We start from the raw sequence: 25257 nt of genomic DNA on the forward strand, positions 1-25257 counted from the left end.
AGCGACCGGGGAATCAGGTGCGGTCGCCGTACTCGACCCTGTTGAGCACCGAGGACGCCGGGTCGCCCGCCTGCAGCGGAGGCTTTGTGTCCTCCTGCACCATCAGCGTCACACCGAACACGGCAGCCGCGCCCAGCAGCAGGCCGACGACAATGCTGGCTGCGGCGGGCACGAGGAACCGATTCATGCGGCCAACCTAGCAGAACGGGCGGTGCGGCCTCCGCGCCGCGGAGCGGCGCAATCACGGCTCGGGCGGCACGATGAGCACCGGACGGTGCCCCCGGCGCAGCACGTGGTCGGCCACGCTCGACTGGATCAGGGACCGGAAACCGGTGGTGGCCCTGGTGCCGGTCACGATCAGATCGGCGTCGAGTTCGTCGGCGGCCTCGATGATCGCCTGCCAGACGGTGAAGGTCACCGCGCGGCGCATCGGCTCGGCGGGAAGCCCCGCAGCGACGGCGAGCTCCACCCCCTCGTCGTTGATGCGCTGCGCTTCGGCCAGTGCGATGTCGAGCTCCTCGTCGCGCGGATCGGGCGGGCCGTCGAGGTCGTAGTCGTAGTCCTGCGGGTCCGTCCCGCGGTTCAGCGGCGTCCACGCGGTCAGCACCACCGCGCGGTCGGCGGTCAGGAACCGTGCCGCGTACGCGACCGCGCGGCGCGCGGTGGGAGATCCGTCGAAGGCAATGACGATCACCGTCTTCTTGTCCGTGGGCACGGGGCTCGTCATCACCGCTCCTGTCTACCGCTGCCTCCGGGTATCAGGATATTTGGTTCCGGCTTGCCGTCAGCGCCGTTTCTGGCGCGCCGGACACGATGTGCCGGAAATGCCGACGACCTGCGACGGCCGGTGAGCGGACCCCGCCGGCGGGCCGACGCGGGCGACGAGGACGTGGATCGACGCGTCCAATGCCGTTACTGTCAGGACGCATGCCCGCCCCACGAAGCGTTTCTCACGCCCTGATCGGAGTGCTGGCGGCATCGGCGCTGCTGGTGGGCTGCACGTCTGCCCAGCCCGAGCCCGAGCAGCCGGCGCCCCCCGGCCCGTCGCTGGTCGCAGGGACGGCTCCGGTGCCGGCCGCTCCGGCGCCGGTCGTCCCCGCCGCCCCGGTCTGCGGTGATCCGGCGGCCGCCGTGGCCGCGATGTCGACCCGCGACAAGCTGGCGCAGCTGCTGATGGTCGGTGTCACCGGCGCCGCCGACGCCCGGACTGCGGCCGCCGAGTACCACGTCGGCGGCATCATGGTGGGCAGCTGGACGGACCTGTCGATGCTCACCGACGGCTCGCTGCCCGACATCGCGAACGCGGGCCTGCTGCCCTTGGCGGTCAGCGTCGACGAAGAGGGCGGCCGGGTCTCGCGGCTGTCCGGCCTGATCGGCCCCCAGCCCTCCGCGCGGGTGCTGGCCCAGACGAAGACCCCGGACGAGGTTCGCGCGATCGCCCGCGACCGCGGCGCGAAGATGCGCAACCTCGGGATCACGGTCGACTTCGCGCCCGTCGTCGATGTCTCCGACGCCCCCGACAACACCGTGATCGGCGACCGCTCGTTCGGCGCGGACCCGACGACGGTGACCGATTACGCCGGCGCCTACGCCCAGGGGCTGCGCGAGGCCGGGGTGTTGCCCGTCCTCAAGCACTTCCCCGGCCACGGCAGCGGATCGGGCGATTCGCATGTCGGCAGCGTCGTCGCCCCGTCGCTCGAACAGCTGCAGGCCTCCGACCTGGTCCCGTACCGGACGCTGGCCGCGCAGGCGCCCGTCGGCGTGATGGTCGGGCACGTCGAGGTGCCGGGTCTGACCGGCAGCGATCCCGCCAGCCTCAGCCCGCAGGCGTACGGCCTGCTGCGTTCCGGCGGCTACGGCGGCCCGCCGTTCGGCGGGGTGGTCTTCACCGACGACCTGTCCGGGATGCAGGCGATCTCGGACCGGCTCGGGGTGGCCGAGGCGGTGTTGCGCGCGCTGCAGGCCGGTGCCGACGTGGCGCTGTGGCTGTCCACCGGTGAGGTCCCGGCTGTGCTGGACCGACTGGAGAAGGCCGTCGGTGCCGGCGAGCTGACCATGTCGGGAGTGGACGGGGCGGTCACGCGGATCGTCGCGATGAAGGGTCCGTCACCTCGGTGCGGCGGCTGACCGGCCGACCATTGCATACCCTGTAACCGGCAGGCGTTCGCTGCCGGGGCAGCACGGTATCCGGAAGGTATGGGCATGGCAGGTGGAACCAAGCGGTTGCCGCGTGCCGTGCGTGAGCAGCAGATGCTGGACGCGGCCGTGGAGATCTTCTCCGTGAACGGCTATCACGAGACGTCGATGGACGCGATCGCCGCCGAGGCGCAGATCAGCAAGCCGATGCTGTACCTCTACTACGGCTCCAAGGAGGAGCTGTTCGGGGCGTGCCTACACCGGGAGCTGACCCGGTTCGTCGACGAGGTCAACAGCAACATCGACTTCACCGCACCGCCGAAGGAGCTGCTGCGCACCGCGGTTCTGGCGTTCCTGAACTACATCGACGCCAACCGCGCGTCGTGGATGGTGCTCTACACGCAGGCGACCAGCTCGCAGGCCTTCGCCCACACCGTGCGTGAGGGCCGTGAGCGCATCATCGAGATCGTGGGGCGCCTGCTGCGGTCGGGTACGCGCTTTCCCGAACCCGACACCGACTTCGACATGATGGCGGTGGCGCTCGTGGGCGCCGGTGAGGCGATCGCGTCGCGGGTCAGCACCGGCGACGCCGACGTGCACGAGGCGTCCGAGCTGATGATCAACCTGTTCTGGCGGGGTCTCAAGGGCTCGCCGTCGGCAGCGTCGGACAGGGACGTCGACGCCACCGACGCGACGGCGGTCATCACAAGCTAGTCAGCGTGCCCGTCAGGTGCGGGTGGCCCTTGGTGAGATGTCGCAGCGTGAGGTCCCATCCGTCGGCGCGACGATCGACGTACAGCCCTGCCCGTGCGGGCAGGATCACCGGTTTGGCGAACCGCACCGAGTACTTCACGCCGTCGGGGAGCTGACCTTCGACATTGGCCAACACCGCTGCGGCAGTGAACATTCCGTGTGCGATCACGGTCGGGAACCCGAAAAGCCTCGCCGCGATCCCGTTGGTGTGGATCGGGTTGTGATCGCCGCCCACCGACGCGTAGTGCTTGATCTGCGCGGGCGTGATCCGCAGAACCGCGTTGGGCGGTGGCAGTTTCGGCTGCTTCTGCGGCGGCGGCTTCGGCTCGTCGGACAGGCTGGTGCGCTGCTGGTGCAGAAACGTCGTCACCTGCTGCCAGGCGAGTTCGTTGCCGACCCTGACGTCGGTGAGGATGTCGACCAGCAGCCCCCGGCGATGTTCGCGCATGTTCTCGGCGTGCACCGCCACCGAGACGGTGTCGGTCACCGCGATGGGCCGCAACTGCGTGATGTGGTTCTCCAGATGCACCGAACCCATTGCCGCGAAAGGGAAGTCGAACCCGGTGATCAGTTGCATCACGGTCGGGAACGTCAGAGCGAACGGGTAGGTCAGCGGCACGGTGTTGTCGAACCGCAGCCCTGTCACATCGGCGTATTCGGCGACGTTGACCGGGTCGATGCTCAGGTCCTCGACGGTCAGCGTGCGGGTGGGCAGGGTGTCGCCACGCGGCACGAACGGCAGCGCTCCCGCCGCCGCCAGCGCGAGATTCTTCAGGCCCGAGGGTTGTTTGTCGCTCACTATGCCCCCAGCATCGCCTGGCCGCACACCCGGATCGTGTTGCCCGTGACGGCATTCGAGGCCGGGCTGGCGAAGAAGGCGATGGCCTCGGCCACATCGACGGGCTGGCCACCCTGGAACAGCGAGTTCAATCGCCGGCCCACCTCGCGGGTCGCCAGCGGGATCGCCTCGGTCATCTTCGTCTCGATGAAACCGGGCGCGACCGCGTTGATGGTGATGTTCTTCTCGGCGAACTGCGGTGCCAGCGCGTCGGTCAGCCCGATCATGCCCGCCTTGGTGGCGGCGTAGTTCGTCTGGCCCCGGTTGCCGGCGATGCCCGCCATCGAGGACAGACCGACGATCCGGCCGCCGTCGCCGATCAGCCCGCTGCCGACGAGTTCCTCGGCAAGGCGAAGCGGCGCAAGGAGATTGACCGCGATGACGGAATCCCAGCGGGACTCGTCCATGTTGGCCAGCAGCTTGTCGCGGGTGATTCCGGCGTTGTTGACCAGGATGTCGAGCGTGCCGTCATAGTGCTCGCGGACGTGCTCGGTGATGCGGTCGACCGCGTCGGGGGCGGTCACATCCAGCGTCAGCGCGGTACCGCCGACCTTCGTGGCCGTCTCGGTCAGCGCCTCGACCGCCCCCTCGACGTCCACCGCAATCACCTTCGCGCCGTCGCGCGCGAAGACCTGTGCGATCGTCGCGCCGATGCCGCGGGCCGCGCCGGTGACCACCGCGACCTTGCCGTCGAGCGGCTTGTCCCAGTCGGCGGGCGGGGTGGCGTCGGCGGCGCCGACATGAAAGACCTGACCGTCGACGTAGGCCGACTTGCCCGACAGCAGGAAGCGCAGCGTGGACTCCAGGCCCGTCGCGGCGGGCTTGGCGTCGGCCGACAGGTACACCAGCGAAGCGGTCGATCCGTTGCGCAGCTCCTTGGCCAGGGACCGGGTGAAGCCCTCGAGGGCGCGCTGCACGGTGCGCTCGTGGATGCTGCCGGTCTCCTCGGGTGTGGTGCCGATGACGACGACGCGACCGGAGTGGCCGAGATTGCGCAGCAGCGGAGTGAAGAACTCGTAGAGGCCCTTGAGGCCCTCGGGTTCGGTGATGCCCGTGGCGTCGTAGACCAGACCGCCGAACGAGTCGGCCCACCGGCCGCCGAGATTGTTGGCGACGACGTCGTAATCGTCGGCCAGCGCTGCGCGCAGTGGTTCGACGACGCGTCCCTCCCCGCCGATCAGCAGCGAACCGACCAGCGGGGGCTCGCCCTGCTTGTAGCGGCGCAGCGGCTCGGGCTGCGGAACCCCGAGCTGCTTGGCCAGGAACGAGCCCGGACCGGAGTTGACGACTTGGGAGAGAAGATCGGAAGCCACGGTGCTGCCTTTCGCTGGATCCGGGTACATCTGTTGCGGCGTTGGTGCAGGGGTTACCCAGCACTGCCGCATCCCTCACGAACTTACTCCAGAGTAAGAACGGTGGGTAGTATGACCCTGGACACCCCATGAGCAAGCCGGGAGGCAGACGTGGCAGACAGCAAGACAGCGCGCCGGGTGGCGATTCTCGGAGGTAACCGGATCCCGTTCGCCCGCTCCGACGGCGCCTACGCGCAAGCGTCCAACCAGGACATGTTCACCGCCGTGCTGGACGGGCTGGCAGACCGCTTCAACCTCAAGGGCGAGAAGCTCGACGCCGTCATCGGCGGCGCCGTCCTCAAGCACAGCCGGGACTTCAACCTGATGCGCGAATGCGTGCTGGGCAGCTCGTTGTCGTCGTACACGCCCGCGTTCGACCTGCAACAGGCCTGCGGGACGGGCCTGCAGTCGGCGATCGCGGCGGCCGACGGCATCGCCCGGGGGCGCTACGACGTGGCCGCGGCCGGGGGTGTCGACACCGCCTCCGACGCCCCGATCGCGTTCGGCGACGACCTGCGCAAGGTCCTGCTCGGGCTGCGCCGCGCCAAGTCCAACGTCGACCGCCTCAAGCTGGTGGGCAAGCTGCCCGCATCGCTGGGCGTCGAGATTCCCGTCAACAGCGAACCGCGCACGGGCATGTCGATGGGCGAACACGCCGCGGTCACCGCCAAGGAGATGGGCGTCAAGCGAGTCGACCAGGACGAGCTCGCCGCGGCCAGCCACCGCAACATGGCCGCCGCCTACGGCCGCGGGTTCTTCGACGACCTGGTCAGCCCGTTCCTGGGGCTGTACCGGGACAACAACCTGCGGCCTGACTCCTCTGCGGAGAAGCTGGCCAAGCTCAAGCCGGTCTTCGGAGTGCGCAACGGCGACGCCACGATGACCGCGGGCAACTCCACCCCGCTGACCGACGGCGCGTCGGTGGCGCTGCTGTCGTCGGAGGAGTGGGCCGCCCAGCACTCGATCCCGGTGCTCGCGTATCTCGTCGACGCCGAGACCGCGGCGGTCGATTACGTCAACGGCCGCGACGGCCTGCTGATGGCGCCGACGTACGCGGTGCCGCGGCTGCTCACCCGCAACGGCCTGACCCTGCAGGACTTCGACTACTACGAGATCCACGAGGCGTTCGCGTCCGTCGTGCTCGCGACGCTGGCCGCGTGGGAGTCCGACGAGTACTGCAAGGAGCGTCTGGGACTGGACAAGGCGCTGGGATCGATCGATCGTTCCAAGCTCAACGTCAACGGCTCGTCGCTGGCCGCCGGGCATCCGTTCGCGGCTACCGGCGGCCGGATCGTCGCCCAGCTGGCCAAGCAGCTCGCCGAGAAGAAAGCCCAAACCGGTCAGCCGGTGCGGGGCCTGATCTCCGTTTGCGCCGCCGGCGGGCAGGGTGTGACGGCCATCCTGGAGGCCTAGTTTTACCCCGCCGAAATTGCATTCCACCCTCTTTGCCACGCTCGTTGTGAGTCAGTGGGAGTCAGTGCGAAGGGGATGAGTGTGTCGATCAGTGCAGGGTTCAGTATCGCCGAGATTCGTGAGTTCGTTGTCGAGTATCAGCGGGTGCCTCATGGGCAGAAGGGGTCGTGGCTTGCTGCTTCAGGGGTCTCTGGCGGTCAGTTCAGACGGTGGCAGGCCGCAGTGTTTAGCGGTGACCTCGACCGTGGCCTGATTCCGCGAGAAGGTAGTGAGATGACAGTTCCCCCGGCGCTGCGCAAAGCGTTGGCCAAAGTTGATGCAGCCAGGCAGGACCGCGACGAGGCCGAACTCGCTCAGCTACGAGAGCGAGTTCGCGAGCTCGAGGCAACCAACGAGGCTTTGGGAAAAGCTATCGGGCTCTTGCACACGATGAGCGCGCACGAGCCCGACGCAGCCCCGACGATCCACGATCTCGACGATTCATCGACGCCGAGAACGGACTTGTCACCGAGTTGACCGCGGCGATCGGTTCGCAACGTCAGGCGCTGGCGATGATCGATCTGTCGCGTTCGACGTGGCATTACCGGACCAACCCGCGCCCGCCGGTCAGCGACCCGCTGCCGCAGAAGCATCGGGCTTACCCATCGCGCATCGATGAGGCCGACCGGGCAGTGATCCGAGACAAGATCCTCGCCGGCTGGGAGGCGGGCAGCTCGGTGGACCATGCGTTCGCCGCCAGCTGGGACGAGGGCGTGATGTTGGCCTCGCGGCGTTCCTGGTGGCGGATCGCCGCCGCGATCGAGGACCAAAGTGCGCGCCCAGTCGCACCGACCCGCTCGACGAGCAAGACGCCCCGGCAGGCGCCGGTACTCAAAGCGACAGGACCACAACAGATCTGGAGTTGGGACATCACCGACCTGCGCAGCCCGTGGCGCGGTGTGGCGTTCAAGGCGTACTCGATCCTTGACATCTACTCCCGCAAGATCGTGGGCTGGCGCGTGGAGGAACGGGAATGCGACGACCTCGCCGTGGACATGTTCGAAGCCGCGTTCGCCGGGCACGGCCTCCCCGCGGTCGTGCACGCCGATTCCGGGCCGGCGATGCGCTCGACGGTCCTCAAAGACCTCCTGGCCGGTCTCAAGATTGGCCAAACCCATAACCGGCCCCGGGTCAGCAATGACAACCCGTTCTCCGAATCGGAGTTCCGCACGATGAAGTACCGACCGAACTATCCCGGTGTCTTCACAGATCTTGACTCCGCCCGCGCCTGGGTGAGCGCCTACGTGTCCTGGTACAACCAGCATCACCGCCACAGCGGCGTCGAACTGTTCACCCCAGACTCCGTCCACGACGGCACGTGGGCGCAGCTCTGGGACCGACGAGACACCGCCCTACAGGCCTACTACGACGCTCACCCCGAACGGTTCCGCAACCGTCCACGAACCAAAAGCCCCAGCCCCGTCGTCGGCATCAACCTCCCCACCGAAAACGACCCCGACCGACTCCAAGCAGCTTGACATCGCCCGCCAGCAGGGAAAAGTCGAGTGGACGCCTGCTGGAATGCAATTTCGGCGGAAATTTCTGAAGGTCTGTAACGCCCGTCGTCGCAGCGTCGATACTCCGGATAGCTCCGTGTTGCCGTCTGACCCCCCGACCCGACGGCAACACGGGGCTCTTGTCTGTCAGGACTACATTTCAGACATGCAGATCAGCATGTTCGGACAGATCAGCGCCTTCGGCGGAAACGCGATCGACGCGACGATCGGCTACCTCTCCCAGCTGCGTGACGAGGGTTTCGGCCGCGTCTGGATCAGCCAGCTGCCCTACGAACCCGACCTGCTGACCGTCCTGGCGGTGGCGCTGCACGAGGTCGACACCATCGAGGTGGCCAGCGGTGTCGTGCCGATCCAGAACCAGCATCCGATGCAGATGGCGCAACGGGCGCTGACCGTCAGCCTCGCCTCGAACGGCCGGTTCATCCTCGGCCTGGGAATGACGCACGCCGCGGTCACCGAGGGCATGTGGGGCATTCCGTGGGACAAGCCGGTGCGGCGCCTCAACGAGTATCTCGACGGCCTGCTGCCACTGCTGGCCGGGGAGCCCGCCAACGCGACCGGCGAGACCGTCACCACCCGCGGTGCCCTGATGATCCCGGGCGCCCCGCGGCCCGACGTCTACATCGCGGCGCTGGGTCCGCAACTGCTCCGGCTCGCGGGACGTCGCACCCAGGGCACCTGTACGTGGATGACGGGCCCGGCGACCCTGCGCGACCACGTCAGCCCGACGCTGCGTCAGGCCGCCGCCGACGCGGGCCGGCCGGACGGTTCGGTGCGGGTGGTCGCGTCGCTGCCGGTGGCGGTCACCGACGACGTCGACGAGCTGCGGAAGCAGGCGGCCGACCAGTTCGCGATGTACGGGACGCTGCCGTCGTACCGCGCGATGCTGGACCGGGAGGGCTACGCCGGCCCCGAGGACGCCGCGATCATCGGCGACGAGGCGACCGTGCGCGACCGGATCGCCGAACTCGGTGCGGCGGGTGTCGACGAGTACGTGGGCGCGGTGTTCGACAGCTCCGTCGAGGGCCGCGACCGCACCCGTGCGCTGCTGCGCGAACTCGGCTGAATTTTCTTGGCCTCAGGGCTTTTCGTGGGTCTGAGCCAGGCGTAGCATCGTTCTCACGACGGGTTCGGGAGTGACTGAATCAAAGAGTCGGCAAAGGGATGAAAGCCGACCGCGCGATCCATATGAGACGCACCCACATGTCCTCCCGAACCCGCCCTTATGTCCGGGGCCCGTTGAGCCCGTCGGTCCCTCCGCGAGCAGACACACAATCGCGTGACACGCCGCGGACACGCCTGACTTTGCGTCTGCTCGCGGGGAAGACGCTCGCACTGCGCAACGCAAGACGCCCCCGGGAAGAGTCCGGGGGCGTCTCGGGTCCGAAGCGAACAGAGGGGGTCAGAAGCTCGCTTCGTCCAGTTCCATGACCTCGTTGTCGAGGTTCTCGATGATGGACCGGGTGCTGGTGAGCAGCGGCAGGAAGTTCTTCGCGAAGAACGACGCGACCGCGATCTTGCCCTCGTAGAAGGCGCGGTCCGCACCCTCGACGCCGGCGTCCAGCTTCTCGATCGCCACCGCGGCCTGCTGCTGCAGCAGCCATCCGATGACCAGGTCGCCGACGCTCATCAGGAAGCGCACCGAACCCAGGCCCACCTTGTAGATGGCGGCCTGATCCTCCTGTGAGGCCATCAGGTAGCCGGTCAGCGACGCGGCCATGCCCTGGACGTCCTCCAGCGCGGTGGCCAGCAGCGCACGTTCGGCCTTCAGCCGGCCGTTGCCGGTCTCGGCCTTGACGAACTGCTCGATCTGGCCGGCTACGTGAGCCAGCGCCACACCCTTGTCGCGGACGATCTTGCGGAAGAAGAAGTCCTGCGCCTGGATCGCCGTGGTGCCCTCATAGAGCGAGTCGATCTTGGCGTCACGGATGTACTGCTCGATCGGGTAGTCCTGCAGGAAGCCGGAGCCGCCGAAGGTCTGCAGCGACTCGGTCAGCTTGGCGTACGCCTGCTCCGAACCCACACCCTTGACGATCGGCAGCATCAGGTCGTTGACCCGGACCGCGAGGTCGGGCTCGATGCCGTGGATGACCTTGGCCATCTCGGCGTTCTGGTGCGTCGCGGTGAACAGGTACAGCGCGCGCAGGCCCTCGGCGTACGCCTTCTGCGTCATCAGCGAGCGACGGACGTCGGGGTGGTGCGTGATGGTCACCCGCGGCGCGGTCTTGTCGGTCATCTGGGTCAGGTCGGCGCCCTGGACGCGGTCCTTGGCGTAGGCCAGCGCGTTCAGGTAGCCGGTGGACAGGGTGGCGATCGCCTTGGTGCCCACCATCATTCGGGCCTGCTCGATGACGTCGAACATCTGCGCGATGCCGTCGTGCACCTCGCCGACGAGCCAGCCGACGGCGGGGGTGCCGTGCTGGCCGAGCGAGAGCTCACAGGTGGTCGAGATCTTCAGGCCCATCTTGTGTTCGACGTTGGTGACGAACACGCCGTTGCGCTCACCGGGCTCGCCTGTCTCGGGGTCGAAGTGGAACTTCGGCACGAAGAACAGGGACAGACCCTTGGTGCCCGGGCCCGCGCCCTCGGGGCGTGCCAGCACCAGATGCATGATGTTCTCGAACAGGTCATCGGAGTCGGCGGAGGTGATGAACCGCTTCACGCCGTCGATGTGCCAGGTGCCGTCGGGCTGCTGCACGGCCTTGGTGCGTCCGGCGCCCACGTCGGAGCCGGCGTCCGGCTCGGTCAGCACCATCGTGGAGCCCCAGCCGCGGTCGGCGGCGAGCTTGGCCCACTTCTTCTGCTCGTCGGTGCCCAGGTGGTAGAAGATGTCGGCGAAGCCGGCGCCCATCGCGTACATGTAGACCGCGGGGTTGGCGCCCAGGATGTGCTCCTGCAGAGCCCACGAGATCACGCTGGGCAGTGCGGCGCCACCGATCTCCTCGCTGGCCGACAGCTTGTCCCAGCCGCCGTCGGTGACGGCGCGGACCGACTTCTTGAACGCCTCGGGCAACGTCACCGAGTGCGTCTTGGGATCGAAGACCGGAGGGTTGCGATCGCCCTCGGCGAAGGAGTCCGCGACGGGCCCCTCGGCCAGCTTGGCCATCTCGCCCAACATCTCGGTGACGGTGTCGACGTCGAGCTCGGCGTACGCGCCCTGGCCCAACGCCTTGTCGACGCCGAGAACCTCGAACAGGTTGAATACCTGGTCGCGAACATTGCTCTTGTAGTGGCCCACGATTCCTCCTCGGTGAGAACGCCACATGCGGTTGGGTACTCGTCCATAAGTTACCCACCAGTAACTGCGCGTAACTATACCGCTCGGTAACTTCAACGCAAGACGAGTGTGAGCAATTTCCCCCCAACTCCCAACCGAGCGGTTGGCCGGTGCGGTCACGACGCCTGATTTCCGGCGTTGAGCTGGGCTTTCAGCGGTTTGTGATGATACTCACGTTTGGGCGCATAGGGTGTTCGACATGCAGAGGGCAATCGGGGTCGCGGTCTGGGGTACCGGCAACATGGGGTCCACGGCGATCCGGTCGACGGCGGCGTTCCCGGGGCTTGCGCTCGCGGGGGTGATCACCTCGTCAGCTGACAAGGCCGGCCGCGATGCGGCGACCTTCGGGGGACTGGAGGCGCCGACCGGGATCGCGGCGACCACCGACGTGGACGCGGCCCTGGCCGCCTGCGATGCGGTTGCGTACATGGCGTCCGGCGACATCCGGCCCGACGACGCCCTCGCCGACATCGAGCGGTGTCTGCGCGCGGGGCGGCACGTCGTGACGCCGTCGCTCTACTCGCTCTACGACCCCGCGTCCGCGCCCGCCGAATGGATCGAACGGTTGACCGCGGCGGCCGAGGAAGGCCGCGCCACACTCCTGGTCAGCGGCGTCGACCCGGGGTGGGGCAACGACGCGCTCGCGGTGACGGCGGCGAGCCTGTGCACCCGCATCAACACGATCACCTGCCAGGAGATCTTCGACTACTCCACCTACGACCAGCCGTTCGCGGTCAAGGTGTCCTGTGGTTTCGGAGGATCGATGGACGAGACGCCGATGATGCTGCTGCCGTCGATCCCGACGATGGTGTGGGGCGGCAACGTGCGCCTCGTCGGCCGCGGGCTCGGCATCGAGATCGACGAGATCACCGAGGAAGTGGAACGCCTGCCGCTGGAGGAGACCGTCGAGACGGTGATGGGAACGTTCGAGAAGGGCACCCAGGGCGCGTTCTGGCTCAAGGTCATCGGCTGGTCGGACGGCAGACAGCGCATCGTCATCGACCACATCACCCGCATCCACCCGTCCTGCGCACCGCACTGGCCCCAACCCGATCAGGGGGACGGGGAGCATCGCGTGGTCGTCGACGGCGACCCGCAGCTGACGATCACCAGCCGCGCCGACGTGCCCGGCGGTACCCGTGCCGACGGAGGCAACACGACGGCCGCCAACCGGCTTCTGGGCGCGCTGAACTGGCTGGTGGAGCAGAAGCCCGGGATCTACGACGGACTCGCGGTGCCGCTGCGCTCGGCGTTGCCCCCGGAGGCAGAGGACGCGCGCTGGGCGTGATCGCGTCGCGAGAGTGCACTCACGGTCGTGTGCGGACGGAATTCACGACGGTGGTGTGAATCTCGCGACGCCGAGGCGCGCTCAGCTGCCGGCGAGGCCCTTGTTGACCAGGCGGGTGAGCCACGCCGGTGAGAATCTGGCCCCGAGCGCCAGCGCCTTGGCCTGAAGGCCGACCGGAAAGTGCACCTGCGCCAACGCTTTCCGGGCCCACGTCGCGTCGACGGCGGCGACGATGTCGTTGGCGATGTCCTGGGCGGTGAGCCGGATGCCGAGGCTCTGCGTGGTGCCGGTCTTGACGTCCTTGGTCATCGCGGTGTTCACGTACAGCGGCCACATGTCGATCACGCGGATGCCGTAGTGCCCCCACTCCAGGTTCAGCGCCTCGGTGATCGCCCTGACGAAAAACTTGGTCGCGCTGTAGTTCGCGAGTTCGGCCTGACCGTAGATCGCCGACGCGGACGCCAGGTTCACCACGACCGCGCCCGGAGTGCCCTTCAGATACGGGAACGCCGCGTGCAGCCCGTTGACCACACCCTTGACGTTGACCTCGATCTCGCGGTGGTGCACCTCCAGCGGGATCTCCTCGAAGCGGCCCGCGTTCAGCAGACCCGCGTTGTTGATCAGCACGTCGATCCGTCCGCCCGATCCCTCGGCGAACTCGGCGAGCCGCCGTGCCACCTCGTCGGGATCCGTGACGTCCAGGTGGGCGACCACAGGCGTCCCGCCGACGGCCGTGATGTCGGCGGCCAGCACCGCCAATCCGTCCTCGTCGAGGTCATAACCGCCGACGCGGTACCCGCGGCCGGCGAAGAGCAGCGCGGTGGCGCGACCGATTCCCGTCGCCGCTCCGGTGATGAACACAGATTTCGTCACACGAACTCCTCGTCACACTCAGTTGTTCAGCTGCCACACCGCGAAATTGAGGCACAGTGCGAACGTCGACCACGCCAGGTAGGGCAGCAGCAGCGCGCCGGCGAGGGTGCTGCGGCGCCAGAACATGACGACGGTGGCGATGAGCACCACCAGCAGCGCGCTCAGCTCGAAGAACGCGACGCCGCGCCAGCCCAGACCGAAGAACAACGGCGTCCACGCCGCGTTGAGCACCAACTGGACGCCGTAGAGCGTCAGCGCGCGCCGCGTCTCGGGGGACGGACCGGTGCGCCACACCAGCCACGCCGCGATCGCCATCAACGCGTACAGCAGCGTCCAGGTGGGGCCGAAAACCCAGGAGGGCGGCGCGAATCCGGGTTGCTCCAGTTGCGCGTACCCGTCGGCGCTGTTGGCCGACAACCCGCCCAGCGCGGAGGCCAGGATGACGGCGGCGAACGAGATCGCCAAGGCGAGCCACGGTGTGGTGCGTGCCGACACCGAAGTCGACACCGAATCGGACGTCATGGGCGGCAGGCTACCCGGCGGACCCCGCCGTCAGACGGGCCAATTGTGGTCATTCGGTGACATCGGGGCCGGGTTCGGATTCGGACTGCGGTGCGGACTGCGGCGTCTCGGCGTCGGGCAGCTGTGCGACCAGGTACTCGGCGAGCCCGCCGATGGTCGGGTAGTCGAACACCGCGGTGGCGTTGATGGTGAACGCTCCGCCGAACTGGCTGTGCAACCGGTTTCGGAGCTCGATCGCCATCAGCGAGTCGGTGCCCAGGTCGAGGAACCGGCTGGTCGCCGCGGGCGGTTGGGCCAGGCGCAGGAAGTTCTGCACCTCCTTCTGCAGGAACTCGGTGACGAACCCGGCGCGCTGGGGCACCGGGATCTCCTGCAGCTGCTTGAGCAGTTCGCTGTCGCCGGTGATCTCCCCGACGGCGCTGGGCAACACCAGATCCAGGATCGGCGGCCGGGAACTGCCGAGCACCTTCGCCGCCCGCTGCCAGTTCGCCTTCAGCACGGTGGCCTGCGCCGTGCCGTTGGCGACGACCTCGGCCATCGCGGTCAGCGCCGCGGACGGCTCCAGCGGAATCAGGCCCTGGGCACTGATGTTGGCCGCCGCGGCCTCCGACGACGCCATGCCGCCGCGGGCCCAGGGCCCGAAGTTCACGCCGGTGGCGGGTAGCCCCTGTGCCCGCCGCTGCGCGACGAGGCCGTCGAGGAACGCGTTGGCGGTCGCGTAGTTGGACTGACCGGGCGACCCGAACAGACTGGAGACCGACGACGACACCAGGAAGAAGTCCAGGTCATCGGCTCTGGTCAACCTGTCCAGATGGACGGCGCCGAACGCCTTGGGCGCCAACGCCGTCCGGAACCGCTCGACGCTCTGCTGGGACAGCAGCGCGTCGTCGAGCACGCCGGCCAGGTGGGCGACGCCCGCCAGCGGCGGGAGTTCGGCGCGGATCCGCTCCAGCAGTGCGGCCACGTCGGCCTCGACGCCGACGTCCGCGGTGAACACGTGCAGACGGGCCTTCGTGCGGTCGGCGATGTCGGCGATCGCCTGCTGTGCGGCCGCGTCGGGGGCACGCCGACTGGTCAGGACGATGTCGCCGGCGCCGAGCTGCGCCAGGTACCCGGCGGTGTGCAGGCCGATGGCGCCGAGCCCGCCGGTGATCAGGTAGCTCCGATCCGGTTGCGGCTGCAGCGGATTCGGGATCTGCACGACGATCTTGCCGATGTGGCGCGCCTGCTGCATCCGCCGGAACGCGGCCCGCGCCTCGGTCAACGGGTAGACCTCGGCGGGCAGGGGGGTCCACACGCCGTCCCGCAGACCCGTCGACACCTCGGTGAGCAGGTCACGGATCCGGTCGGGCTCGGTGAACATCACGGTGTCGAGGGCGACGATCTCGTAGGCGAGGTCGGGGCGGGCAGCCGCCATCTGCTCGACCGTCCAGATGTCGCGTTTGGCGATCTCGGCGAAGCGGCCGCCCTGGGCGGTGGCGCGCAGGGTGGCCTCGATGAAGCCCTCGCTCGTCAGGCTGTTGAGGACCACGTCCACCCCGGCACCGTCGGTGTCGGCGAGGATCTGCTCGGCGAAATCGGTGGTGCGCGAATCGTAGACGTGCTTCACGCCGAGCTTGCGCAGCGTGGCGCGCTTGAACGTGCTGGCGGTCGCGTACACCTCGGCGCCACACTGCTGTGCCATCTGGACCGCCGCCAACCCCACGCCGCCGCTGGCGGCGTGGATGAGCACCTTGTCGCCGGACTTCACCTGCGCCCAGTCGAACGACAGCCGCACCGTGAGCGCGGCGGCGGGGATCGTCGCAGCCTCGACGGCGCTGACCCCGTCGGGGATCGGCGCCAGGAACTGGCCCGGCACGTTGAACCGGCTCGCGAACGCACCCTGCATCGAGCCGTAGACCCGTTGACCCACATCGAGTCCGGTGACGCCCTCGCCCAGCTGGGTGACGGTGCCTGCGAAGTCGCCGCCGATCGGCCCGGGGTCGCCGGGGTAGAGACCGAGCACGTTGAGCACGTCGCGGAAGTTCAGCCCCGCGGCTTCGACCCGGACCTGCACGTACCCCTCGGCCGGGGGCGGCACCTCGGAGTCGGTGAGCCGCAGGTTGTCGATCGCACCGCGCTCGGTCGGCGCGAGCACGTAGTCCCCACCGCGCGGGACCGTCAGATGACCGCTGCGCGACCACGGCAGCAGCCGCGAGGCCAACAGTTTGCCCTGGCGCACAGCCAGTTCCGGCTCGTCCACCGGTGTCGACAGCAGCGCGGCCAGCGCCTGCACCGCCTGCGGTGACCCGTCGCAGTCGACGAGCCTGCACCGCAGCGCGGGCTCCTCGTTGATGGCCGTTCGCCCGAAGCCCCACAGCGCGGCCTGCACCGGGTCGACCGGCTCGCCCGATTCGGTCGCGACGGCGCGTTCGGTGACGATCCACAGCCCGCCGGGCAGTTTCACCTCACCGCCCTGCACGGTGTGCACCGCGCCGAGCAGCTCGGCGATCTCCGCCTCCAGTCGCGCGGCCACCTCGGCATCGGACTCGTCACCGTCGGACCGGGCCGCGCGCCACACGACGCCGGAGAACGGCAGACCGCGGCCGTGCGCGTCGGTCAGCAACTGCCGCAGTGATTCCGGGTTGGTGCGGTCGGCGGGGATGCAGCCCGGAACCGACGCGGCCAGCTCGTCGAAGCCGCCGATCAGCCAGGTGCCCTGCGGCGCGGCACCGTCGCCGGACTCCGGGACCGGAACCTCGTGCCAGCCCAGCGTGTAGAGCAGACGGGTGGCGTCGCCGCCGAGACCGCGCAGCAGCGCCTCGCGGGGCGCACGCTTGACGGTGAACTCCCGGATGCCGCCGAGATGGCGGCCGTCCCGGTCGAGGTACTCGAGGTCGAACACCTGGGTCTCGCTGTCGAGCGGGGCCTCGTGCCAGGTGGCCCGGCAATAGAACCGCCGGGGCATCTTCTCCTGCAACGAGACCTGACCGTACCGCAGCGGCAGGTACAGGTCGTTGACGCCCTGTTCGGCGGCCAGCAGCGCCGGGAACGCCGGGAACGCGACCCCGGTGCACAGATCCATCAGCACCGGGTGCATCGGCTCGGTGCCGAGCTGTTCGGCGAGTTCCGCCCCGACGAGGATGTCGCCGATCGCCTCACCCTCCCCGAGCCACAACGACTTCAGCGAGCCGGACCAGGTCGGACCCCACGCCAGCTCGAGATCGGCGAACGTCTCGAACAGCTCCTGCGGTCGCATCCGGTTGAGCCGTTCGATGGCCTCGTCGACCGGATCCTCCAGATCACCCGCGGCTGCCGGCGAATCCCCGACGCCACTGGCCACGACACCCTCGGCGTTGAGCGCCCACTCGGCACCGCGCTCGCCGTACGGCCGGCTGTGCACCTGGAACTTCGACTCGCCGTCGACCGACGGGTGAACGGTCAGCTGAACCTCGCGGGAACTCTTCTCCGGCAGGATGATCGGCTCGTAGAAGAACACGTCCTTGGCGTGCGCCGGGGTGCCCACGGCGGCCAGCGCCATCGCGGCGTAGGTCGCGCCGGGGACGACGACGGTGCCGTAGATGACGTGGTCGGACAACCACGGCTGCGTCTTGACCGACAGCCTGCTGGTGTACACCGAGTCCCCGGACGCGAGATCCTTGCCGCTGCCGAGGATTCCGGATCCGGCTGAGGCCCCGACCCCGCCGTCGATCGCCATGCCCGCCGACTTGGGCCAGAAACGCCGACGCTGGAACGGGTAGGTCGGCAGCTCGAGCCGGACGCCCCGCTGCTCGTGCAGCGCAGCGAAATCGGGCTTGTGGCCGCCGATGTAGGCCGCGGCCAGCGCATCGGCGATCTGCCGCCGGTCCGCCACACCCTTGCGCAGCGACGCGATCGCACGCGGTGCGGCCATATGCTCGGGCCACACCTGCACCGCAGCGCCGGTCAGCACCGGCTGGGGGCCGATCTCCATCAGCACCGAACATCCCAGTGCCGCAACGGTCCGCACGCTCTCGGCGAACTGCACCGGTTGCCGCGAATGCCGCCGCCAGTACTGGGCGTCCAGCGACGTCTGCCCCGTCAGCACCGCGCCGGTGCGGTTGCACACCAGCGGCAGGGTCGGGGCGGCGAACTGCAGTTGTGCGGCGTAGGACTCGAACTCGTCGAGCACCGGATCGAGCAGCTCGGAGTGGAACGCGTGGCTGGTCTCCAGCCAGGTGCAGCGGATCCCGTCCTCACCGAACGTCCCGACGATCTGCTCCAGATCCTCCCCGGGTCCCGAGAGCACGGTGTTGGGGCCGTTGTACGCCCCGACCGACACGCGGGGGAACTCGGCGGCGACCTGTTCGACGCGCTTGGCGTCGGCGAACACCGCGACCATCCGACCGCCTTCGGGCAGGCTGCCGAAGAGCCGACCCCGCTCGGCCATCAACCGCGCGCCGTCCTCCAGGCTGAACACGCCCGCGACACAGGCCGCCGCGTACTGACCGACGCTGTGGCCGAGCACCACGTCGGGCACGATCCCCCAGGACTGCCACAACCGTGCCAGCCCCATCTCGACCGCGAACAGGGCGGGCTGGGCGAAGGAGGTGTGGCGCAGCGTCTCGGTGGGGGGCACCCCCGCTTCGCGGCCGCCGGCGAACATCACGTCGAGCAGCGGCCGGGGCAGCAGGTCGGCGACCGCGTCCGCGCAGCGGGTCACGGTGTCGGCGAAAACCGGTTCGGTGTCGAACAATTCGCGTGCCATGCCGGGGTACTGGCTGCCCTGGCCGGTGAACATCCACGCCGTCGTCGGGTGGTTGAGGTGTTCGCCGCGCACCACGCCGGGCCGCAGGCGGTTCTGCGCCAGGTCGGTGAGCGCGATGCGGGCGCTCTCGACGGAGTCGACGACCAGCGCGGCGCGGTGTTCGAAGTGGGAACGGCCGGTGCCGGCGGTCCGGCAGACGTCGGCGAGGTCGGCCTCCGGATGGGCGGTCAGCCAGGTCTCGTAACGCTGCGCGAGCGCCACGAGGGCTTCCGGTGAGCGCGCCGACAGCGGGAGCACCTCCACGGGAGCGGGGGCGGGGTCGGCCGCGGCGTCCTCGTCGACAGGCTCGGCGGGCGCCGTCGGCTCCGTCGGCCCTGCCAAATCCGTCGGCGCCTCTTCGATCAGCACGTGGGCGTTGGTGCCGGTGAACCCGAACGAGCTGACCCCGGCGCGGCGCGGCCGGCCGTTGGGCTGCCACGGCATCGCGGTGTCCACCACGCGCACCGGAAGCGAGTCCCAGGGGATGTGCGGCGACGGCGTGTCGAAATGCAGGCTCTGCGGCAGGGTCTCGTGCTGCAGCGACAGCACGACCTTGATCAGACCGGCCGCGCCGGAGGCGGATTCGGTGTGGCCGATGTTCGTCTTGACCGAACCCATCAGCAGCGGACGGTCGGCGTCGCGGGCACCGGCGTAGGCCGCGGCAGCGGCCTGCACCTCGATCGGGTCGCCCAGCGGGGTGCCTGTGCCGTGGGCCTCGAGGTAGTCGACCTCGCCTCCGGTGATACCGGCGCGGGCGAGCACCGTGCCGATGAGGCGTTGTTGCGCACCGCCGTTGGGCACGGTCAGCCCGCTGGAGGCACCGTCCTGGTTGACCGCGCTGCCGGCGATGACCGCGCAGACCCGGTCGCCGTCGCGCACCGCGTCGCTCAGCCGCTTGAGCACCAGGATGCCGCAGCCCTCGCTGCGCACGTAGCCGTCGGCCGACGCGTCGAAGGTCTTGCACCGGCCCACCGGGGACAGCATCCGGGCGCGAGACGCGGCGACCACGGTGACCGGGCTCAGCAGCACGTTCACGCCGCCGGCCAGGGCCATGTCGCAGTCACCGGAGCGCAGCGCCTGGGTGGCCTGGTGCACCGCGACCAGTGACGAGCTGCACGCGGTGTCGACGGCGACGGCCGGTCCCTCCAGCCCGAGCGCGAACGCGACCCGGCCGGAGATCGCGTTGAGCGCGTTGCCGGTGATGAAGTGCGGTTCGATCTTGTCGATGGACTCGGCGGACAGCAGGTGGGCGTACTCGTTGGCGGCGACCCCGACGAACACGCCGGTGCGGCTGCCCCGCAGTGCCGAGGGTGCGTACCCGGCCCTTTCCAGTCCCTCCCAGACGGTTTCGAGCATCAGCCGCTGCTGAGGCTCGATCCAGACGGCCTCCCGCGGCGAGATGCCGAAGAACTCAGGGTCGAATTCGTCGATGTGGTCCAGGAATCCGCCGTAGCGGGTGTAGGTCTTGCCGGCCGCGTCGGGGTCGGGGTCGTAGAACTCGTCGATGTCGAACCGGTCCTCGGGGACCTCCCGGATCGCATCGACGCCCCCGGACAGCAGGTCCCAGAAGGCCTCCGGATTCGGGGCGCCCGGGAACCGGCACGAGACCGCGACGATGGCGATCGGTTCGTCGGCGGCGGTCGAGACCACCGTCGCCGCCTTCGGTGCCGTCGCGGCCTCCGTCAGGCCGAGCACGTCGCCGAGCAGATAGTCGGCCGCGTCGGACAATCGCGGGTGATCCATCACGAGGGTGACCGGTATCTCCTTGCCCACACCGGTTTCGATGCGGCGCCGCAGCTCGACGGCCATCAGCGAATCCATGCCGAGGTCGAAGAAGCCGGCGTCCTCACGGATCTCGGCGGCATCGACGCGCGTCACCTCGGCCACCGCATCGCGCAGGTAATCGGTCAGAAGCCTCTTGCGTTGCTGCAGGGGCGCGGTGGTCAGTCGTTCGACCAACGGGGTCCTGCCCGACGCGGTGACGGCGGGCCCCTGCTGGGCCGGCGCAGCGGGTAGCTCGCGTTCCAGCTCGGCGAGGAAACCACGCCGGCCCGCCTGCTGATAGAGCGGCAGGAACCGGGACCAGTCGACCCTGGCCACCACCGGGTGCGGCGCGGCGCTGATGACCGCATCCGACAGGCCTGCCAGCGCATCGGCAGGGGAGAGGGTCTTGATGCCGCGTTGCTCCAGGCGCGCCCGCGACTGTGCGTCGGCCATCCCGGCCGACCACGGGCCGAAGTTCACGCTGACACCCGCGACGCCCTGTTCGCGCAGCCGCCAGGCCAGTCCGTCGAGGAACGCGTTGGCTGCGCCGTAGGCGGCCTGGCCGAACCCGCCCCACACCGACGCGATCGAGGAGGTGCTGATGAAGAAGTCAAGTTGCAGATCGGACGTGGCCTCACTGAGATGCCAAGCGCCCCAGACCTTTCCGGCGAACACGCGGTCGACTTCGGCGTCGTCGAGGTCGGCCAGCGGCGTGGTGCCGATCTCGCCTGCGGCGTGCACGATGCCGGCCAGTGGCGGCATCTCGGCCTGCACGGTGGCGAGCAGCCGCGCCACGGCGTGCGCGTCGGCGACGTCGGCGGTGACGACACGCACTTCGCACCCGTGGCGTTCGCGCAGGGCCTCGATGCGGGACGCGGCGGCCTCGTCGGGTGTGCGTCTGCTGGTCAGCACCAGATGCCCGGCGCCATTGGCGGCGAGGTACCCGGCGATCTCCAGTCCCAGAGAGCCGAGCCCTCCGGTGACGAGATACGTTGCGTCGGCACGAAGGTGGAGTGGCTTGCCGCTGGGAAGCGTGTCCCGGTGCACCAGGCGGGGGACGTAGCTCGTGGAGCCGCGGACCGCGACCTGATCCTCCATGACCGCGGGGTCGTGCGTCGCGGCGATGCGGTTGAGCAGCCGCGACCATTCGTCGGAGGTGCCGCCGCCCAGGTCGGCCAGGCCACCCCAGATCTGCGGATGCTCCAGGGACGCGGCTCGACCGAAGCCCCACAGACACGTCTGATCCGGTGCGACGACGTCGGTGTCGGTGACGTGCTGGGCGCCGCGGGTCACCAGCCACATGGGTGAGCGCAACTGGGCGGCCACCGCAGCGCCGAACAGCCGGCGCGTGCCACCCAGAACCCGGTGCTGCATCCGCAGCAGCGATTTCATGGAGGTGTCGCTCTCGGCGGCGTCCAGTGCCGCGACGTGCACGATGCGCAGGTCCGTGGCGTCGGCCGCGGCGTCGCGCAGCGTGTCGGCGAGTTCGTGCTCCTCGGCGCCGGATTTCGGCAACCCGAGGATCCGGTAGCGGTGACCGCGGGCGGCCAGCACGTCGACCAGCGGGCGGGTCGCGTCGGTGTCGTCGCCGACCAGCAGCCACGTGATGCCGTCGGCGGCGTCCGCCCCCACCGGCGGCTCGGCCGCGGTCTCCCAACGGATCTGGTATCGATCGTCGGCGATGGACTCCGTAGACCTCTGCTGATTGTGCTGTGCGGCAAGCCGGTTGAGTACATCGAAAGTGAAGGGGTCGTCGACCGTGCCGCCGAGCAGCGCGGCGAGCTCCTCGATGCGGCCGTCCTCGAGCAGACGGACGGTCTCGGTGCGTGCGCCCCGCTGCGGCGCGGCGGCGACGGGTTCCCGGCTGTCGGAGAACCAGTACTGCCGGTGCTCGAACGGGTAGGTGGGCAGGTCGAGCACGCGTGCGCCGTCGCGCCGGAACGCGGCGAACCGGGGCAGATGCCCGAGGACGTAGGCGTCGGCCACCGCCTCGGTGATCTGGCGCTGATCGGCGGTGGTGCGGCGCAGCGAGGCGATCACCCGCGGTGAGGTGGCGGGGTCCGGCCAGGCGCTCAGCGCCGCCGCGGTCAGCACCGGCCGGGGGCCGATCTCGACGAGCAGCTTGCAGTTCATGTCGGCCAGCGTGTGCACGCTCTTGGCGAACTCCACGGGCTGGCGGGCGTGGCGGCGCCAGTACGCGGCGTCGAGCGTGACGCTGCGGCCCAACGCGGCTCCGGTGCGGTTGTCGATCAGGATCCGTTGCGGCGCAGTGAAAGTGATGCCGCGGGCATACGATTCGAAATCGTCGAGGATCGGGTCGAGCAGCGCCGAGTGGAACGCGTGGCTGGTCTCCAGCCAGTCGCAGCGCACCCCGTCGGCGACCAGGCCGGCCACAGCCCTCTCCAGATCTGTTGCAGGCCCGGACAATACGGTGTTGGCGCCGTTATAGGCGGCAACCGACAGTGCCGGGTACTCGTCGGTCAGGGCCTCGACACGCTCGGCTGCCGCGAACACCGCGGCCATGCGCCCGCCCGACGGAAGGCTGCCGAAGAGGCGCCCGCGTTCGGCCATCAATCGTGCTCCGTCCCGCAGGCTCAGCACGCCCGCGACACAGGCCGCCGCGTACTGGCCGACGCTGTGGCCGAGGACCACGTCGGGTTCGAATCCCCACGACTGCCACAGTCGGGCTAGGCCCATCTCGACGGCGAACAACGCCGGCTGCGCGTAGCTCGTGTGGCGCAGGGTTTCGTTGCTGTCGGTGTCAAGAACCCCGTCGGTATCGAAAATGACGTCGAGCAACGGCTTTTCGAGCATTCCGTCAACAGCGGCCGCGCACTCGCGCAGCGTCTCGGCGAACAGCGGCTCGGTGTCGAACAGCTCGCGCGACATACCCGGGTACTGGCTGCCCTGACCGGTGAACAGCCACGCGGTCTTCGGGGTGTCGTGGGATTCCCCGCGCACCAGGCCGGGTGCGGGACGATCGTCGGCGAGCGCACCGAGCAGATCCAGTGCGGCCTCACGGGTGTTGACGACCAGCGCGGCGCGGTGCTCCAGGTGGGACCGGGCGGTCCCCGCGGTGAAGCACAGGTCGGCCAGCGTCGCGTCCGGGTTCGCGACCAGCCAGTCGCGGTAGCGGTCCGCGACGGCCATCAGCGCGGCGGGGGTGCGCGCCGAGAGCGGGAGGAGGGTGAAGCGTCCGTCGTCGACGGACTCCTGCGCCGGCTCCGCTGCCAGAGGCGCCTCTTCGAGGATCACGTGGGCGTTGGTTCCGGCGAAGCCGAACGAACTCACCCCGGCGATGCGCGGCCGCCCGCCGCGCTGCCCGCGCCTCCAGGGGATGGACTCCTTGACCACCTCGACCGGCAGCCGGTCCCACGGAATGTGCGGTGACGGGTTCTCGAAGTTCAGGTGTTTGGGCAGGGTCTCGTGCTCCAGCGACAGCACGACCTTGATGACGCCGGCGATCCCGGCGGCCGCCTCGAGGTGCCCGATGTTGGTCTTCGCCGAGCCGATCAGCAGCGGTCGCTGAGGCTCCCGGCCCGGGCCGAGCGCGGCGCCCGCGGCCTGTGCCTCGATCGGGTCTCCCAGCGAGGTGCCGGTGCCGTGGGCCTCCAGGTAGTCGACGTCGCCTGGCGCCAGACCGGCACGACTGAGGGCATCGCCGATAACCCGTTGCTGCGCAACACCGTTCGGTACGGTCAGACCGCCCGAGGCGCCGTCCTGATTGATCGCGCTGCCGCGGATCACCGCCCGGATCCGGTCGCCGTCGCGCACCGCGTCCTCGAGACGCTTGATGACGATGACGCCGCAGCCCTCGCCGCGGACGTAGCCGTCGGCGGCGGCGTCGAAGGTCTTGCATCGACCGTCGGGGGCGAGCATGTGCGCGTTGGAGAACGTGATCATGGTCGCGGGCGTCAGGATCACGTTCGCGCCACCGGCCAACGCGAGATCGCACTCGCCGAGGCGCAGCGCCTGGCAGGCCTGGTGGATGGCCACCAGGGACGAGCTGCACGCCGTGTCGACGGCGACCGCGGGGCCCTGCAGGCCCAACCGGTAGCTGATCCGTCCGGCCGCGGCCGCGTTCGAGGTCCCGATGGCCATGTAGGCCTCGATCTCGGGGTAGCTCAGCTCGTCGGAGGCCATCCCCAGGTAGTCGTGGGTGGCCAGACCCACGAACACCCCGGTGTTGGTGTTCGCCAGCTCCGACGGCGCGGTGCCCGAGTGCTCGATGGCACGCCACGCCGTCTCCAGCAGCAGCCGGTGCTGGGGATCCATCAGCCGGACCTCGCGGGTCGACATGCCGAAGAAGGGCGCATCGAATCCGGAGACGTCGTCGACGAAGCCCGCGCGCCGGGTCACGACCTTGCCGGGGGTGGACGGGTCCGGATCGAAGAACGCCTCGACGTCCCAGCGGTCCTCCGGTACCTCCGAGATCGCGTCGCGGCCGTCGGCGAGCAGCTCCCAGAAGCTCTCGGCGTCGCGCGCCCCCGGAAACCGGCCGGCATATCCGACGATGGCGAAGCGATGGGCCGACTCGCCCTGATGTGCGGCGGAACCCATGCCTTGTCCTCCCGTGAATCGGCGGTCCGACAGCGGCGCTGCGACAGCGCTGTCACGCCGAGATCGGACTCCCCCGACGGACACTATTGCACGGGCGGGAGGGGCATGCGAGAGGTTGCTGTCCGCGATCGGCCGTGACCCGGCGACGGCGTGCTGGTGT

At 69.4% G+C, this 25257-nt stretch carries 15 protein-coding genes; 7 read left to right on the plus strand and 8 right to left on the minus strand.

Annotated elements, in window-relative coordinates; genetic code table 11:
• Positions 1–13: 13 nt before the first annotated feature.
• Positions 14–187, minus strand: a complete 174-nt coding sequence (locus tag DYE23_RS01245; RefSeq protein WP_011891418.1) for a DUF2613 domain-containing protein — start codon at positions 185–187, stop codon at positions 14–16.
• A gap of 54 nt (positions 188–241) precedes the next feature.
• On the minus strand, positions 242–727 hold the full coding sequence (locus DYE23_RS01250; RefSeq protein WP_011891417.1) for a universal stress protein: 486 nt from the start codon (positions 725–727) through the stop codon (positions 242–244).
• A gap of 200 nt (positions 728–927) precedes the next feature.
• On the opposite strand from DYE23_RS01250, the gene DYE23_RS01255 reads away from it, so the two are divergent.
• Both DYE23_RS01255 and DYE23_RS01260 read left to right on the plus strand, forming a co-directional pair.
• A complete protein-coding gene (locus DYE23_RS01255; protein WP_041787542.1) occupies positions 928–2127 on the plus strand; it encodes a glycoside hydrolase family 3 N-terminal domain-containing protein in 1200 nt (399 codons plus the stop codon).
• A 75-nt stretch (positions 2128–2202) separates the two neighbouring features.
• Positions 2203–2850, plus strand: a complete 648-nt coding sequence (locus tag DYE23_RS01260) for a TetR/AcrR family transcriptional regulator (protein WP_172527683.1) — start codon at positions 2203–2205, stop codon at positions 2848–2850.
• Here the strand turns inward: DYE23_RS01260 and DYE23_RS01265 are convergent.
• On the minus strand, positions 2840–3688 hold the full coding sequence (locus DYE23_RS01265; RefSeq protein ID WP_011891414.1) for a MaoC/PaaZ C-terminal domain-containing protein: 849 nt from the start codon (positions 3686–3688) through the stop codon (positions 2840–2842). The two genes, DYE23_RS01260 and DYE23_RS01265, sit on opposite strands and share 11 nt — an antisense overlap.
• Positions 3688–5040 carry a 3-oxoacyl-ACP reductase gene (locus DYE23_RS01270; protein WP_115328830.1) on the minus strand — a complete coding sequence of 451 codons (1353 nt, stop codon included), beginning with the start codon at positions 5038–5040 and terminating at the stop codon, positions 3688–3690. Before DYE23_RS01270 ends, DYE23_RS01265 begins: the two co-directional genes overlap by 1 nt.
• Positions 5041–5190: 150 nt before the next feature.
• Between DYE23_RS01270 and DYE23_RS01275 the strand changes: the two genes are divergently transcribed.
• The 4 genes from DYE23_RS01275 to DYE23_RS01290 all read left to right on the plus strand — a co-directional run bounded on the left by DYE23_RS01275 (position 5191) and on the right by DYE23_RS01290 (position 9114).
• Positions 5191–6492, plus strand: a complete 1302-nt coding sequence (locus DYE23_RS01275; RefSeq protein WP_115326276.1) for an acetyl-CoA C-acetyltransferase — start codon at positions 5191–5193, stop codon at positions 6490–6492.
• 273 nt (positions 6493–6765) lie between these two features.
• Positions 6766–7008: a hypothetical protein gene (locus tag DYE23_RS31185; RefSeq protein ID WP_235660295.1), complete on the plus strand. Its 243-nt coding sequence runs from the start codon at positions 6766–6768 to the stop codon at positions 7006–7008.
• Positions 7005–8009 (plus strand): IS3 family transposase, encoded by a 1005-nt coding sequence (locus tag DYE23_RS01285; RefSeq protein ID WP_011891385.1) that lies wholly within the window; start codon positions 7005–7007, stop codon positions 8007–8009. Before DYE23_RS31185 ends, DYE23_RS01285 begins: the two co-directional genes overlap by 4 nt.
• 184 nt (positions 8010–8193) lie before the next feature.
• Positions 8194–9114 (plus strand): TIGR03564 family F420-dependent LLM class oxidoreductase, encoded by a 921-nt coding sequence (locus DYE23_RS01290; RefSeq protein ID WP_115326277.1) that lies wholly within the window; start codon positions 8194–8196, stop codon positions 9112–9114.
• 336 nt (positions 9115–9450) lie between these two features.
• On the opposite strand, the gene DYE23_RS01295 is transcribed toward DYE23_RS01290, so the two are convergent.
• Positions 9451–11286 (minus strand): acyl-CoA dehydrogenase, encoded by a 1836-nt coding sequence (locus tag DYE23_RS01295; protein WP_099962318.1) that lies wholly within the window; start codon positions 11284–11286, stop codon positions 9451–9453.
• Positions 11287–11524: 238 nt separating this feature from the next.
• On the opposite strand from DYE23_RS01295, the gene DYE23_RS01300 reads away from it, so the two are divergent.
• A complete protein-coding gene (locus DYE23_RS01300; RefSeq protein ID WP_011891409.1) occupies positions 11525–12613 on the plus strand; it encodes an NAD(P)H-dependent amine dehydrogenase family protein in 1089 nt (362 codons plus the stop codon).
• An 81-nt stretch (positions 12614–12694) separates the two neighbouring features.
• Here DYE23_RS01300 and DYE23_RS01305 read toward each other — a convergent pair whose 3' ends face one another.
• The 3 genes from DYE23_RS01305 to DYE23_RS01315 form a co-directional block, all read right to left on the minus strand.
• Positions 12695–13486: an SDR family oxidoreductase gene (locus tag DYE23_RS01305; RefSeq protein WP_011891408.1), complete on the minus strand. Its 792-nt coding sequence runs from the start codon at positions 13484–13486 to the stop codon at positions 12695–12697.
• A gap of 18 nt (positions 13487–13504) precedes the next feature.
• Positions 13505–13981 carry a TspO/MBR family protein gene (locus DYE23_RS01310; protein WP_372516238.1) on the minus strand — a complete coding sequence of 159 codons (477 nt, stop codon included), beginning with the start codon at positions 13979–13981 and terminating at the stop codon, positions 13505–13507.
• Positions 13982–14057: 76 nt separating this feature from the next.
• The gene (locus DYE23_RS01315; protein ID WP_115326279.1) at positions 14058–25097 is read right to left on the minus strand and encodes a type I polyketide synthase; all 11040 of its coding nucleotides are present in this window, start codon (positions 25095–25097) and stop codon (positions 14058–14060) included.
• Positions 25098–25257 lie beyond the last annotated feature (160 nt).

The sequence above is a fragment of the Mycolicibacterium gilvum genome, assembly GCF_900454025.1.
Taxonomy (GTDB): Bacteria; Actinomycetota; Actinomycetes; order Mycobacteriales; family Mycobacteriaceae; genus Mycobacterium; species Mycobacterium gilvum.

Excerpts from the sequence above, each read along its gene's own strand:
- DYE23_RS31185 (WP_235660295.1), top strand. The coding sequence starts at position 6,766 with ATGACAGTTCCCCCGGCGCTGCGCAAAGCGTTGGCCAAAGTTGATGCA.
- DYE23_RS01290 (WP_115326277.1), top strand. The coding sequence starts at position 8,194 with ATGCAGATCAGCATGTTCGGACAGATCAGCGCCTTCGGCGGAAACGCG.
- DYE23_RS01300 (WP_011891409.1), top strand. The coding sequence starts at position 11,525 with ATGCAGAGGGCAATCGGGGTCGCGGTCTGGGGTACCGGCAACATGGGG.
- DYE23_RS01260 (WP_172527683.1), top strand. The coding sequence starts at position 2,203 with ATGGCAGGTGGAACCAAGCGGTTGCCGCGTGCCGTGCGTGAGCAGCAG.
- DYE23_RS01245 (WP_011891418.1), bottom strand. The coding sequence starts at position 187 with ATGAATCGGTTCCTCGTGCCCGCCGCAGCCAGCATTGTCGTCGGCCTG.
- DYE23_RS01255 (WP_041787542.1), top strand. The coding sequence starts at position 928 with ATGCCCGCCCCACGAAGCGTTTCTCACGCCCTGATCGGAGTGCTGGCG.
- DYE23_RS01250 (WP_011891417.1), bottom strand. The coding sequence starts at position 727 with ATGACGAGCCCCGTGCCCACGGACAAGAAGACGGTGATCGTCATTGCC.
- DYE23_RS01315 (WP_115326279.1), bottom strand. The coding sequence starts at position 25,097 with ATGGGTTCCGCCGCACATCAGGGCGAGTCGGCCCATCGCTTCGCCATC.